A 13,482-nucleotide genomic window follows, 5' to 3' on the forward strand; every position below is an offset into this window, starting at 1 on the left:
GAGCTGACTAATCGCCACATTATGAGCGCTCTGCGTGGTGCGCCCGCCACGCTGGGCCATCAGAGACAAGCAACCGCTCAGCCCGAGCCCCGCGAGGGGCGCGACCAGCCACAACACACTCGCAGCGGCCACACCGTCCGCGCTCCCGAACTCGGTCGCCCCGGGGCTCAGCGCAACGTCAGGGTGGCGACAGCCCCACCGTCCGCCGCGTTCGTGAACCCCAGCCGTGCCCCCAACACCCCCGCCTGCCCCAGCGCGATGGTCAGCCCCAGCCCGTGCCCCTTGGCGCCGCCCTCCGTGCGGAACCGCTGCGGCCCGTGCTCGACGAGATACGCCGGAAAGCCGTCCCCGTGGTCCCGCACGGTGACGAGCGGCCCGTCGACCGTCAGCGACACCGGCGCCCGCCCGTGCTTGTGCGCGTTGGCGACGAGATTGCCCAACACCCGCTCCAGACGCCGCCGGTCGGTCTCCACGACCACGTCCCGTACGACCAGGACCTCCGTGTCCGTGCCGGACGCCCGGACCACCCGCTCGGCCACTTCCGCGAGCCGCACCGCGTCCACGTCCAGCCGCTCGCTGCGCGTGTCGAGCCGGGAGATCTCCAACAGGTCCTCGGTGAGCGTGCGCAGCGCGGCGACCCGGTCGCGGACCAGCTCGGTCGGACGGCCGGGCGGCAGCAGCTCGGCTGCCGCGTGCGCGAGGTGGCGGAAGCCCGCGGGACGGTTGGGGATCACCTGTTTTCTTGCGAGGAGGCCCTGGCGTTCAGGCCGGGGAGAAAACGCATCCGGGTGTCGCGGCGGGGAGTGTCGCCGTATCCGGTTCAGGGCGCGGAGCGCCCGTGCCGCTGTCGGCCTTCGCCGAGAGGATGCGAACGCGTGTGCCTGTGGTCGCTGGTGGGGGTGGCGGGTGGGGGATCGGGGCGCGTTTGTGCGGCTGTCGTACGTATGGTCCTGCGGAGGGTTAGGGATGGAACGGTGTCCCGGCCGGGGCCGTGAGGGGGGCGAGATGGTGCAGGTGGGGGTGGCTGCGGAGGCCGGGCAGGCCCGTTACACGTACCGGCTGCGTGTGTCGTCGACCGCCCGTACCGCGCTGGTGGCGGAGTGGGACCGATGCAGGTGGCTGTGGAACGAATGCGTCGCCAAATCCAGGGCCGTACACCAGCACAACAAGTCCACCGGGGAGAACCAGACGTGCGGCCCGGCGCAGCTTGACAGGATGCTGACCGAGGCGCGTGCCCGTGCGCCGTGGCTGCGTGAGGGCTCGTCGGTTGTCCAGCAGCAGGTCGTCCGCGACTTCGGCCGCTCACGTGGCAAGGCGCACAAGGACATCCGCGAGCACCTGCCCATGCCGCGCCGGGCCCAGATGCCGAAGTGGAAATCCAGGCGCGAGGCGCTGCCGACCCTCAACTACACCAAGCGCGGGTTCCGCTTGAAGGACGGCCGCCTGCACCTGGCCGGGGGCATCTCGGTGGCGGTGGTGTGGTCGCGGGAACTGCTGGCCGAACCGTCCTCGGTGCGCGTGTACCAGGACAGCCTCGGGCACTGGTACTGCTCGTTCGTCGTCCCCGTCCAGGTCCAGCCCCTGCCGGAGACCGGCCGCGCACTTGGTGTCGACTGGGGTGTGAGGGAGACCGCGACCACCACGTCCGACGCGCACGACCTCCCCCATGCCGGGCACGGCAGGAAGGCGAAGGCGAAGCTGACCCGGTACGACCGGATGATGGCCCGCCGCAGGCCGAAGAAGGGCCGGCCCGGATCGAAGGGCTACCGCGAGGCGAAGAGGCTGCGGGCGAGGGCGTATAAGAAGGTCGCGAGGCAGCGTGAGGACACCGGCCGTAAGTGGGCCAAGAAGGTGGTCCGTGACCATGACGCGATCGCGGTCGAGGATTTCCGTCCGAAGTTCCTCGCCAAGAGCACGATGGCCCGCAAGGCCGCTGACGCCGCCATCGGCGCCACCAAGGCCGCTCTGATCGAGATGGGCCGCAAGCACGGGCGGGACATCCGCCTGGTACATCCCGCGCACACCACGATGGACTGCGCGCAGTGTGATGCGAGAGCCAAGCATCGCCTGCCGCTGGGTGAACGTACCTACACCTGCACCGCGTGCGGAGCCGTGTCCCCACGGGACAAGAACTCCGCAGGCGTCATGCTCGTCCGGGCTGGTCTCAACCCGGCTGGCGCTGATGGCGCAAGACCTCCTGGAGCGCTGCTCCAGGAGGCAGCCTGAGCCAGGAATCCCCTCCCCGTTCAGGGAGGGGAGGATTCAATGCGCTCCTGCGTCAGGGCCGCTCGCCCGGTGCGAGACCGGCGTGGACCGGGGTAGTGCGGCGATCACCGGCCATGGCCGATTACCGTCGCTCGTACACCCTATTCGTACGGAATTCCTTTTTGTGCACCGGTCGCCGGTGGGAACAAGCTACTCGGCGAGCTCTTCGAGGAGTCGGGCCGTGTCGAGCCCGGTGTGCAGGTAGTCCACGAACAACTCGTTGTGCAGCGCCCACGGGGAACGGCGTGAGCGGATCAGGCGGATCGCGTCCTCGGGGGTGCTGCCCGCGCCGATCAGGGCGTGGGCGACGACCAGGCCCGAGCGGTTGTAGCCGTGGTAGCAGCGGACCAGGACGCGCCGGCCGGCGTCCCGCGCCTCGTCCGCGGTCCGCGCGAGCCGCATCACACCGGCCAGTTGGGTGCCGTCCAGCGGCCCGTCGGGAATCGGCCACACATGGTGTTCCACGCCCGGGTCGGGGCCGTGGCCGGGTAGTCGCAGCAGGGTCAGGACCAGGTCGAACTCGTCTCGTACGACAGCGAACTCCGGTTGTCCCGTCCGGCCCGTGTACTCGTGCCCGCCCATCCACAGGCCCGGCACGATCTCGCTCCACGGACTGTCCGGGGCCGGCGCATCGGATTGCTTCCCGCGATCCCGCAACGGCGCCTCCCCCTCCACTGGTCCCAAAGGTAACCGGCTTCTTGCCCCTGGAGCACCCCGCCTGTTCCCATGGTCGTGGGGTGATGGTGCATGAGCGGACTGCGCGTCATACCGACCTGGCGCCACGGCCAGGAGCGGCTGTACGTCTGTTTCACGGACGGCAGGAACGTCGCCTGGTACGACAGGGAGGCGGCCAGGGTCAACCTGCTCAGCGAGGACCGGCGCGAGGACGTGCTCGATGTGCTCGGGCCGTTCCTGACCGGTGAGGTGACGGTGGGCCCGCCACCCGTGCCCACACCCGCGGAGCTCGCGCGGCTGTCCCTCCACCCGGACGACGACCTCGCGCCGAACCGGCCCGGCGAGGCACTCCAGATCGCCCTCGACCGGGACCCGGCCGCCCCGCGCCGGATGCGCCCCGATCCACGCCGGCGCGCGCTCATGGCGGAGCAGGCGGTGGGGGAGGCCCTGGACCGCCTGGACGGGGCGGGCTGGCACACTCTGCACTCGGTCCCGCTCCCCGGCGGCGACCGCATCCACCATCTCGTCATCGGTCCCGGCGGCCTCTTCGCCGTACGCGCCCTCCACGCCCGCAAGCATCGGGTCCTGGTGGCCGACCCGATGGTCACGGTGGGCCGCCGCGAGCCGCGCCCACTGCTTCGCGCGGTACGCGCCGACGCCGCCCGCGCCTCGTACGCCCTGACCGCGGAGGTCCACCCGGTCCTGGCCGTCTTCGCTCCCTCCTCCCTCGATATCACCGCCCCCCTGCGGGAGGCCCGCGTCCTGACGGACACGGACCTCCCGACGCTGACCCGCCTCGGCGGAACCCTCAAACCGGCGGACGTCGAGGCACTGCACGCGGTGGCCCGCGACCGGCACACGTGGACGCGGGTGTGAGGACCGGGCGACCGGCGTGACGAACGAGGCGAATCGAGGCACGCGTTCGGCACGGCGGGTCGAAGCACGTGATCAGTGCAGCGGCGCGAAGTGGTGGTCGAGTGCCCAGTTGCCGATGTGCCGGCCGATCCGGTTGCCGACGACGTCGGCGGTGCGGAAGTGGATTCCGCTCCAGATCCGGGCGTTGATCACATCACGGTTGTAGTCGGCCGATCTCGTGTACGTACGGGTGGTGCCCGTCACCGCCGATGAGACGCGGAGGTCGATGTCACCGCCGGTCAGCCGGTCCAGTACGGCCATGACGGCCCCGTCGTTGGCGCAGTGGCCGCCCATGTACTCCGGGTACGGGGGTGTGGTGAGCAGCGACTCCCAGGACGGGTCGGCCTCGGTGGCGGGGTTGCCGTCGGTGTCGGCCAGCCGGATCGCGGTGATCGGACGCCACAGGGCGTGGGTGAACTTGGAGTTCCACGTGGTGATCGTCGCGTCGGCACTGGCCGTGTTGGCGGCGGCGAACAACCGGGCCGCCTCGACGATGTCCAGTCCGTGGCGTGCCGTGTGGTCGCGGTAGGCGGCCTGGAGCTGCTGCGGCAGGGGGTCGGAGAAGAAGCGCGCGGTCTCCGTCTGCCGGGCGGTCCGCCCCGGGCTGTTCCTCGCGCCCATCGACTTCACCTCGGCGAAGTCCCGGGCGTACCTCTTCGACGTCAGCGCGGGCGGCGGCCCGGGCATGAACCGGTCCGGTGAGTCGAAGAGCATCGGCCGCAGCTTCCCGAGCCACGGGTTCGCGAAGGGCCTGAAGCCGGGCGGGGTCGGGCGCCAGACGCCGGGGGCGGGCTCCTTGTCGTACGTCAACGGGTTGTCGCGCCCGTCGTTCTCACGCAGCTCGACGATCCGCGCGGCGGCGCGTTCCCCGAAGCGGACGCCCCGGTCCTCGGCCTTTCCGTCGGGGACCCTCGCGAGCGACGCGGTGTAGGCGGTGTCGATCCGGGCCTTCGAGGCGGGGAAGTACGTCAGCAGGACCCGGCGGGCGGCAGCCGCCGCGGCCGCCTCGGAGGAGGCGCCGCGGGGACCGTGTGCATGCCACTTGTACGGGGTGTAGCGGCCCTCGATGCCGACGACCGCGTTGTAGACGGCGGCCGAGACGAAGCCGTACCAGAGGAACGGTTCGGCCGTCGGGCGCCCGGCGTCCACGCTCACCACGGCGGCGGCGGTCTCGCTCCAGTCGGTGATCACCTCGGCGCCCGGCACGCGCGTCGAGACCCGGTCCGGGGAGGCCGTGGCGGCCGCGGGTGCCCAGGGCAGGGCGCCGAGGGCGAGAGCCGTCAGCCCGACGACGAGTGAGCGGCGGACGGTACGGGAGGGCGGTGGTGCTTGCATGGTGCTCCTTTGTTGTGAGGTCCCCCCTGGTCTTCGGTGTGCGCCCCCCCCTTGGTCCGCCGCGCTCAGGGGAGTGCGCCGGCGCGCTCCGGATCGAACAGCGGGGCCAGCAGGTCGCCGTGGTCCCGCAACCGCGGTGCGATGTCCGGGGCCAGGAAGGTGAGCCGGCGGGCTGACCGGCACTCCTCGACCTCGGCCCACGTCACCGGCGCCGACACCGTGGGCTCCGCCCGGGCCCGCAGGGTGTAGGGGGTCGCGGTCGTCTTCCGCGCCGCGTTCTGGCTCCAGTCGACGAAGACCTTGCCGGGCCGCAGGCTGCGCGTCATCCGGTGCACGACGAGCCGCGGGAGCGCCTTCTCCGCCTCCGTCGCGAGCTCCTTGGCGTACTCCGCCGCCCGGCCGGAGGGCGTCGGACGCAGCGCCGCCAGCAGATGCAGCCCCTTCGACCCCGACGTCTTGGCGTACGCCTCGATGCCGTCCTCCGCCAGCCGCTCCCGCAGCCACAGCGCGACCTCGCAGCACTCGACGACGGTCGCGGGAGCCCCGGGGTCGAGGTCGAAGACGAGCCGGTCGGCCTCGCCCGGGGCGTCGATCAGCCACTGCGGCGTATGGAACTCGGTGACGAGGTTCGCCGCCCACACGAGGCTCGCGAGGTCCTGGACCAGCACCATGCGGGCCGGCCCCTCCGACCGCGGCACCTCGGCGGTGGTGACCCACTCGGGCGTACCAGGAGGCACGTTCTTGGCGAAGAACACCTGGCCGTCGGGTCCGTCCGGGTAGCGCAGGAAGGACAGCGGCCGGTCGCGGAGGTGGGGCAGCAGGACCTCGGCGGTCGTCGCGTAGTAGTGCAGCAGCTCGCCCTTGGTGAATCCGGTCGCCGGATGGAGGACCTTCTCCAGATTGCTCAGCGAGAGCCTTCGCCCCTCCACCTCCGTGATCGGCGTCATAGGATGACAATCCCACGATTTCATCCTGAAACGTCACATCTCGTACTCAACCGATCGGAAAGGTGCTGCACGTGCGATCCATATGGAACGGCGCCATCTCCTTCGGCCTGGTCAGCATCCCGATCAAGCTCGTGAACGCCACCGAGAGCCACTCCATCTCCTTCCGCCAGATCCATCTGGAGGACGGCGGCCGCATTCGCTACCGCAAGGTGTGCGAGCTGGAGGAGCGCGAGGTGTCGGCGCCGGAGATCGGCAAGGCGTACGAGGACGCGGACGGGTCGATGATCCCGATCACGGACGAGGACCTGGCGTCCCTGCCCATCCCGACCGCGAGGACGATCGAGATCGTGGCCTTCGTGCCGGCCGACCGGATCGATCCGCTCCAGATGGACACGGCGTACTACCTGGCGGCGAACGGGGTGCCGGCGGCCAAGCCGTACACGTTGCTGCGGGAGGCGCTGAAGCGCAGCCAGAAGGTCGCCATCGCGAAGTTCGCCCTGCGCGGGCGGGAGCGGCTCGGGATGCTGCGGGTCGTCGACGACGTCATCGCGATGCACGGGCTGCTCTGGCCGGACGAGATCCGTACGCCCGAGAGCGTCGCCCCCGACTCCAGCGTGACCGTCCGGGACAAGGAACTCGATCTCGCGGACGCGCTGATGGACACGCTTGGCGAGGTCGACCTCAACGACCTCCACGACGACTATCGCGAGGCCGTCGAGGAACTCATCGCCGCGAAGGCCTCCGGCGAGAAGATGCCGGCCGCGCCCTCCGGCGAGAAGGGCGGCGGCAAGGTCATCGACCTCATGGCGGCCCTGGAAAGCAGCGTCCGCCAGGCCAAGGTGGCCCGCGGCGAGGACGCCGACGACTCCGCCGCCGACGTCAAGCCCCTCCGCAAGGGTCCCGCCCGCAAGGCCTCCCCCAAGCCGGCGTCCGGCAAGAAGTCGACAGCCAAGAAGACTGCCGCCAAGAAAACAGCGGCAACAAAGAAGACGACAGCCGACCCCACCAAGAAAACAGCCACCGCCAAAAAGACCCCGGCCAAGAAGTCACCCCCACGAAAACGAGCGTCGGCCTGACGGCCGGCGGGGTGGGTGGGGGATGGGGACGGTGTGGCGAGTGCGGGCCCACTGTGGCTGGTCGCGCCGTTCCCCGCGCCCCTGAAGACCGGTGGCCAGGGTCGGTTCGCAGCGTGTGGGTTGGTCTGTGTTGTCCGCGCCGTTCCCCGCGCCCCTGAAGACCGGTGGCCAGGGTCGGTTCGCAGCGTGTGGGTTGGTCTGTGTTGTCCGCGCCGTTCCCCGCGCCCCTGAAGACCGGTGGCCAGGGTCGGTTCGCAGCGTGTGGGTTGGTCTGTGTTGTCCGCGCCGTTCCCCGCGCCCCTAAAAAGCCGAAGGTCGGTTCGCAGTGTGCGGGTTGGTCTGTGTTGCTCGCGCCGTTCCCCGCGCCCCTTACGGGGCGCGGCGGATGGTGCAGTGGGCCGGCGGGGACGTGGCGGGATGTGTGTCCGCAGCGTACGAGGAGGCCGGTGGGCGGTTACCGGGCGGCAACCGCGCCTTACGTCACCGGCTGCGGACGCACGTCCCGTCGCGGCCCCGCACCCCGCAGAACAGCCGCACCCCCCAACCACCCAGGGGCGCGGGGAACTGCGCAATCCTTCACCCGACCCAGCCACAACACCACCGCACCCGCAGACGAACAACACCCCTCAACGCACCCCGTGCCGCATCTCCCGCGGACTAACCCCGAACCGCTGCTTGAACGCCGTGCTCAACGCACTCGCCGACGAGAACCCCGACGCATACGCCAGATCCGTGATCGTCATGTGCTCACACTCCCCGCACTGGAGCCGATCCCGCACAAGCCGCAACCGCTCCTCACGGATCAACTCCCGCGGCGTGGTCCCCACCCGCTGCAACGCCAGCTGGATCTGCCGCAACGACCACCCGAGCGCCCGCGCCATCGACGTCCCGGTGAGCCCGGGATCCGCCGCGTGCTCCCGCACATGACGCCGGACCACCGCCTCGACCTCCGTCAGATGCCCGGACGAGTCGGGCCGGTCGTCCCCGACGGCGATCATGCACAGCAGTTCGACGATCCGGTCGGACACGGCGTTGAACTCGGTGGTCGTCAGGCTGTCCCGCTCCCCGGACAGCCCCTGGATCATGGAGCCGACGACCCGCCCCAGCCCGGTCGTCAGATCGATACCGGTCGCCAGGGGCGACTTCCGGTTGAGCGGCCCCTCGATCTCGCGGGCCGGTATCGAGAAGATGATCCCCCGCAACGACGCGTCGTGGAGCAACTGGAACGGCGCCCCCAGCGTCATCAGACTCCCCGCCCCGGGCGCGAGCCGCGCCTCCTGGTCGTCCTGCCGCAGGACCAGCTCCCCGGAGAGCGGGAGCAGGAACCGGTAGTCGGGATCGGGCTCCTGCCGCACGAGCCGAGGCGTACGGACGTACTCGATCTTGTCGCAGCTCCAGTCGACGATCTGGTACGTGTCGGTGCCCTGCCGGGTCATCTCGCCGCGGAACGTCTCGGGGCTCGCGTATCTGAAGTCCATCCGGGTCTGGTACGTCCCGACATGCTCGCTCCAGAAGTCGGTCCGCTCACGCGGATCCACCTCACCGGTCGTCTGCGACTCCACGATGTAGGTTCCCGCGGGCAATGCGCTTCCTCCGCCCAGAGTGTGCCCGGCCGCAGCCGACATGCCTGATCAACCGGATTTCTGGCCATGGCAGTTACGGCTCGTAAGCGTAGTGCACACATTCCGTTCAGGTGGTCCGAGCACGACAACCGGCTGGCAGACGACCCACACACGCGACCGGCGCGCGAAGCCCTCTCCCGTGCGCCCCGCGCACGACGGTGCGTCTCACAGCAACTTCCTTGCGCGCGCGGAAAAGTGCGTGCGCCCGCTCGCGACTACCGTCAAGCGCCGCGTCCCCCATCTCCCCACGCCCCTCATCCCTTACACCCGCCACACCCACCCCACTCGTCTCACTCACCCCACCCACCCCTCAATCACCACCCTCCAACCTCCCCGCCTTTGAGAACTTCGAGGACTTCATGAAGGAACAGATACCGGAGGCGGTGTTCTGGTGCGTGGCCGTCGGCCTGCTCGCCGTCACCGTGCTGCTGGTGCGCCAGCGCGGCATCACCGCGCGGCTGCGCCGACGCACCAATGAGCTGGCCGAGGACGTGCGCACCCGGGAGGACGAGGTGCGGCACCTGGTCGTCGTACGCCTGCCCGCCCTGGAGGACCACGGCACCCAGCAGCCGCTCGCCGGTGTGGGCCTGCTCGACGCCAGACTCTCCGGCAGCGGCTTCGCGAAGTCCCTCGACCACGTCCTGGAGCGGTTCGCCACCGCCGTGGAGCACGCCCAGTCCCGCGCCGACCAGTCCGCGAAGGCCGCCCTGAAGTCGTCGATGCGCTCGATCCAGGCGCTGGCCAACGAGCAGCAGGTCGCCATCTCCGACATGCAGGACCGCCACGACCGGCCCGACGTGCTGCGCGACCTGCTCGAAATCGACCACGCCAACGCCCAGTTCGGCCGCCGCGCCCAGGCCATCGCCGTACTTTGCGGATCCTGGCCGGGCCGTCAGCGCTCCACCTCCGCGCTGATCGAGGTCGTCCGCGGTGCCACCTCCCGCATCCGCGACTACCGGCGCGTACAGATCCACGGCCAGGCCGACATCGCCGTCGAGAGCCGGGCCGTCGAGCCGGTCGTGCTCACCATCGCCGAGCTGCTCGACAACGCGGCCCGCCACTCGCAGCCCAACACCAGGGTCGAGGTCAACGTCCAGTCCGTGCACAACGGCGCCTGCGTGATCATCGACGACGCGGGTGTCGGCATGGACGCCCACGCGACCGAGCGGGCCGCCTCCCTGCTGTCCGGACGCCACGCGGTGGACGTCACCCGGCTCGACGACCCGCCCCAGTTCGGCTTCGCCGTCATCGGCGTGCTCGCCGCGCGTTACGGGTTCAGCGTCTCCGCCGACACCCGCTCCCCGTACGGAGGCGTCCGTGCCGTCGTGTTCGTGCCGTCCGCCCTGCTCACGCACCGGGACACCGCGGAGGAGCTGCCGCCCGTGACCGCACCGCCCGCCCGCGCCTCCTCCTCCCGTACGCCGGCCCCGTCGGCCCGTACGACCGAGTCCGCCCGTACCACCGAACCCGGCCGTACGCCCGCGTCCGCCGACGCCTCCGCGCCCGCGTCGTCCTCCGACTCCCCCTCCGCCGACGAGCCGGTGCCCGGCCGGTCCGCGGGGCGGCCGTTGCCCGCCGAGACGGCGGCCGCGGCCGCCACGGCGACCACGGCCGGCGGACTGCCCAAGCGCCGCCGGCGGGCCCAGGCGCAGGCGGAGCCCGCCGCCGGAACGCAGGAGCCGCCCGCGCCCCTGGACGATCCCGGCGACCGCTCGGCCGAGGAGACGGCCCGCCGCATGGGCGCCTTCGCCCGCGGCACGCTCCACGGCCGGGCGGCCCAGGACACCACCCCCCAAGAAGACGAAGGGAACATCCAAGGATGATCGAGCCCACCACGAAGAACGAGTTGGGCTGGATGCTCGATGAGGTCCTGAGGGTCCCCGAAGCGCGTCACGCGATCCTGCTCTCGGCCGACGGCATGCTCCGCGCCCACTCCGCGGACATCGGCAGGGACGACGCCGAACGGCTCGCCGCGGGGCTCTCCGGCGTCCAGTCGATCAGCCGCAGCACCGCCGAGTTCTGCGGCACCCCGCACACGCCCTGGCGGCAGACCCTGATCGAGTTCGCGCACGGCTACGTCTTCCTCGTGGCCGCCGGCGAGGGCGCCTACCTCGCGGTGTCCACCACCGAGCACGTGGACATGGAGGCCGTCACGTACCGCATGCACAAGCTCGTCGACCGGCTCGGCAAGGAACTGACCAGCCCGGCGCGTCGGGACGCCGGCAGCCCGGCATGACACCGCCCAGGCGCCCCGGAGGGAAGCTGGTGCGGCCGTACGTCGTCACTGACGGCCGCTCCCACCCGACCCGCAACACCCTGGACCTGGTCACACTGCTGATCGCCGCCGACGATCTGCCGCTGACCGGACTGAGCCCGGAGAAGCGGGCGTTGATGGAGCTGTGCCGGCCCGGCGCGCTGTCGGTCGCCGAGGTGGCCGGACATCTGGCGCTGCCGGTCAGCGTCACCAAGGTGCTGATCGCCGACCTCATGGACAGCGGCCACGTCGTCACCCGCGCCCCCATCCCGGCCGCCCGGCCGTCCGAGACCCGCATCCTCCAGGAGGTCCTCGATGGGCTCCGCGCCCGCCTCTGAAGACAGCCCCGCCGGGGGCGTCTATCTGCCGAGCGGTGTGCAGACCGCCGTCAAGATCCTGATCGTGGGGCACTTCGCGGTCGGTAAGACCACCTTCGTCGGCGCGCTGTCCGAGATCCGGCCGCTGCGCACGGAGGAGGTCATGACCCAGGCCGGCGCGCTCGTCGACGACCTCGCGGGCACGAAGGACAAGACGACCACCACCGTCGCCCTCGACTTCGGCCGCCTCACCCTCAACGACTCCCTCGTGCTGTACCTCTTCGGCACCCCGGGACAGCAGCGCTTCACCGAGCTGTGGCAGGACATGACCCGCGGCGCCCTCGGCGCGCTCGTCCTCGCCGACACGCGCCGCCTCGGCCAGTCCTTCGACGTCATGGGCGTCCTGGAGGACCTGGGCCTGCCGTACGCCGTCGCCCTCAACGACTTCGACGACGCCTACGCCGAGCACGACCTGGAGGAGGTCCGCGAGGCCCTCGACCTGCTCCCCGAAACACCCCTCGTACGGTGCGACGCCCGCGACCGGATCTCCTCCACGCACGCGCTGATCGCCCTCGTCGAGTACCTCCTCACCCGCAATGCCGGCAGCGCCGACGACCGTGCCGGCACTGCCGGCAGCGCCGGCGACAGTGAACTGGAGCACGCGTGACCTCCCCCGAAGCCCCCGGCCCCGTCTCCGCGCCACCTGAGGGCTGCCCCTTCCACCACCCCATGTACGGCCCCGAGTTCGCCGCCGACCCGGCCGCCACGTACGGCAAGCTGCGGGCGCACGGCAACACCGCGCCCGTCGAACTCGCGCCCGGCGTCCGCGCCACCCTCGTCACCGGATACGAGGCCGCGCTGCACGTCCTGCGCAGCCCCGAGACGTTCTCCAAGGACCCCCGCCGCTGGCGCGACCTGGCCGAGGGCATCGTCGCGCCGGACAGCCCGGTCGTGCCGATGATGATGTACCGGCCGAACGCGCTGTTCACCGACGGCGAGGAGCACCGCAGGCTCCGCGGCGCCATCACCGACAGCCTGGCCCGCGTCGAGCCCAACACCCTGCGCGGCTACGTCGAGCGCAGCGCCGACACGCTGATCGACCTGATCGCGCCGCGCGGCGAGGCCGACCTGCTCGGCGAGTACGCGCAGGTGCTGCCGCTGCTCGTCTTCAACCGGCTCTTCGGATGCCCGCCCGACCTCGGTGAGCGGCTCGTCGAGGGCATGTCCGGGATCTTCGACGGCGTGGACGCGGAGAAGGCCAACGAGCTGCTCACCATGACCCTGCTCGACCTCATCGCGCTCAAGCGGGCGCGGCCGGGGCAGGACATGACGTCCTGGTTGATGGCCCACCCGGCCGCCCTCACCGACGAGGAGATGATCCACGAACTCGTCGTCCTCATGGGCGCGGGCACCGAGCCCCAGCAGAACCTGATCTCCAACGGGCTGCGGCTGCTGCTCTCCGACGACCGGTTCGCGGGCAGCCTGGGCGGTGGCAGCCTGCCGGTCGAGGACGCGCTCGACGAGGTCCTGTGGACCGATCCGCCGATGGCCAACTACGCGGTGCACTATCCGATTCGGGACGTCATGTACGAGGGGACGGTGCTGCGGGCCGGTGATCCGGTCGTCATCAGCCTCGCCGCCGCGAACACGGATCCCGCGCTGACGAACGATCAGCGGGCGGGGAATCGCGCCCACTTGGCGTGGAGCGCCGGTCCGCACAACTGCCCGGCGCAGAGCCCGGCGCGGTTGATCGCCGCGGTGGCGGTCGAGAAGCTGCTCGACCGGTTGCCGGACGTGGAACTCGCGGTGCCGGTGGGGGAGTTGGAGTGGCGTCCCGGGCCGTTCCACCGGGCGTTGGCCTCGCTGCCGGTGCGGTTTCCTGTGGCGCCGGTCAGCGGGGAGGCCGCGGCTGCGTCGGCGGTCGCCGGTCGGGAGGGTGGGCGGCGGCCTGCGCTGCCCGCGTTCGCCGACGGCGGGCACGCGGAGGCGCCGGTCGCCGCGGACGGTCGTCCGCGGGGGGCGTGGGGGCGGCTGCGGGCGTGGTGGCGCGGGGAGTAGCGGGTGCGGCTGTGTGGT

Annotated in this window: 12 protein-coding genes and 1 pseudogene; 8 read left to right on the plus strand and 5 right to left on the minus strand. The window is 71.3% G+C overall.

From position 1 onward, the window contains the following. Positions 1–167: 167 nt before the first annotated feature. Positions 168–695, minus strand: a pseudogene (locus ACH4YP_RS08385) (sensor histidine kinase); the annotation flags it as partial. Positions 696–1,005: 310 nt separating this feature from the next. Here ACH4YP_RS08385 and ACH4YP_RS08390 point away from each other — a divergent pair. Further along, positions 1,006–2,226: an RNA-guided endonuclease InsQ/TnpB family protein gene (locus ACH4YP_RS08390; RefSeq protein ID WP_398489901.1), complete on the plus strand. Its 1,221-nt coding sequence runs from the start codon at positions 1,006–1,008 to the stop codon at positions 2,224–2,226. A 189-nt stretch (positions 2,227–2,415) separates the two neighbouring features. On the opposite strand, the gene ACH4YP_RS08395 is transcribed toward ACH4YP_RS08390, so the two are convergent. After that, the gene (locus ACH4YP_RS08395) at positions 2,416–2,922 is read right to left on the minus strand and encodes a protein phosphatase (RefSeq protein ID WP_398489903.1); all 507 of its coding nucleotides are present in this window, start codon (positions 2,920–2,922) and stop codon (positions 2,416–2,418) included. 90 nt (positions 2,923–3,012) lie between these two features. On the opposite strand from ACH4YP_RS08395, the gene ACH4YP_RS08400 reads away from it, so the two are divergent. Beyond that, positions 3,013–3,816, plus strand: a complete 804-nt coding sequence (locus ACH4YP_RS08400) for a nuclease-related domain-containing protein (RefSeq protein WP_361055082.1) — start codon at positions 3,013–3,015, stop codon at positions 3,814–3,816. 72 nt (positions 3,817–3,888) lie between these two features. Here ACH4YP_RS08400 and ACH4YP_RS08405 read toward each other — a convergent pair whose 3' ends face one another. Both ACH4YP_RS08405 and ligD read right to left on the minus strand, forming a co-directional pair. Further along, positions 3,889–5,190, minus strand: a complete 1,302-nt coding sequence (locus ACH4YP_RS08405; RefSeq protein WP_361055086.1) for a vanadium-dependent haloperoxidase — start codon at positions 5,188–5,190, stop codon at positions 3,889–3,891. Positions 5,191–5,255: 65 nt separating this feature from the next. Further along, complete coding sequence (ligD, locus tag ACH4YP_RS08410) at positions 5,256–6,137, minus strand: non-homologous end-joining DNA ligase (RefSeq protein ID WP_398489905.1); 882 nt, start codon at positions 6,135–6,137, stop codon at positions 5,256–5,258. Between the two features lie 71 nt (positions 6,138–6,208). On the opposite strand from ligD, the gene ACH4YP_RS08415 reads away from it, so the two are divergent. Next, positions 6,209–7,213 carry a Ku protein gene (locus ACH4YP_RS08415; protein ID WP_398489906.1) on the plus strand — a complete coding sequence of 335 codons (1,005 nt, stop codon included), beginning with the start codon at positions 6,209–6,211 and terminating at the stop codon, positions 7,211–7,213. Between the two features lie 626 nt (positions 7,214–7,839). Here the strand turns inward: ACH4YP_RS08415 and ACH4YP_RS08420 are convergent. Continuing rightward, on the minus strand, positions 7,840–8,796 hold the full coding sequence (locus ACH4YP_RS08420; RefSeq protein WP_361055095.1) for a helix-turn-helix domain-containing protein: 957 nt from the start codon (positions 8,794–8,796) through the stop codon (positions 7,840–7,842). Between the two features lie 398 nt (positions 8,797–9,194). Between ACH4YP_RS08420 and ACH4YP_RS08425 the strand changes: the two genes are divergently transcribed. The 5 genes from ACH4YP_RS08425 (at position 9,195) to ACH4YP_RS08445 (ending at position 13,464) form a co-directional block, all read left to right on the plus strand. Continuing rightward, positions 9,195–10,658 carry an ATP-binding protein gene (locus tag ACH4YP_RS08425; protein ID WP_398489907.1) on the plus strand — a complete coding sequence of 488 codons (1,464 nt, stop codon included), beginning with the start codon at positions 9,195–9,197 and terminating at the stop codon, positions 10,656–10,658. Then, positions 10,655–11,071: a roadblock/LC7 domain-containing protein gene (locus ACH4YP_RS08430; RefSeq protein ID WP_361055101.1), complete on the plus strand. Its 417-nt coding sequence runs from the start codon at positions 10,655–10,657 to the stop codon at positions 11,069–11,071. The genes ACH4YP_RS08425 and ACH4YP_RS08430 overlap by 4 nt, the downstream gene beginning before the upstream one ends. After that, entirely contained in the window at positions 11,068–11,427 is a 360-nt protein-coding gene (locus tag ACH4YP_RS08435) for a DUF742 domain-containing protein (protein WP_361055104.1), read from the plus strand. The genes ACH4YP_RS08430 and ACH4YP_RS08435 overlap by 4 nt, the downstream gene beginning before the upstream one ends. Beyond that, entirely contained in the window at positions 11,405–12,073 is a 669-nt protein-coding gene (locus tag ACH4YP_RS08440; RefSeq protein WP_361055107.1) for an ATP/GTP-binding protein, read from the plus strand. Before ACH4YP_RS08435 ends, ACH4YP_RS08440 begins: the two co-directional genes overlap by 23 nt. Positions 12,074–12,135: 62 nt before the next feature. Next, positions 12,136–13,464, plus strand: coding sequence for a cytochrome P450 (locus tag ACH4YP_RS08445; protein WP_398490045.1), 1,329 nt, complete (start codon positions 12,136–12,138; stop codon positions 13,462–13,464). Positions 13,465–13,482 lie beyond the last annotated feature (18 nt).

The sequence above is a fragment of the Streptomyces sp. NPDC020747 genome (assembly GCF_044334695.1).
Classification (GTDB): Bacteria; Actinomycetota; Actinomycetes; order Streptomycetales; family Streptomycetaceae; genus Streptomyces.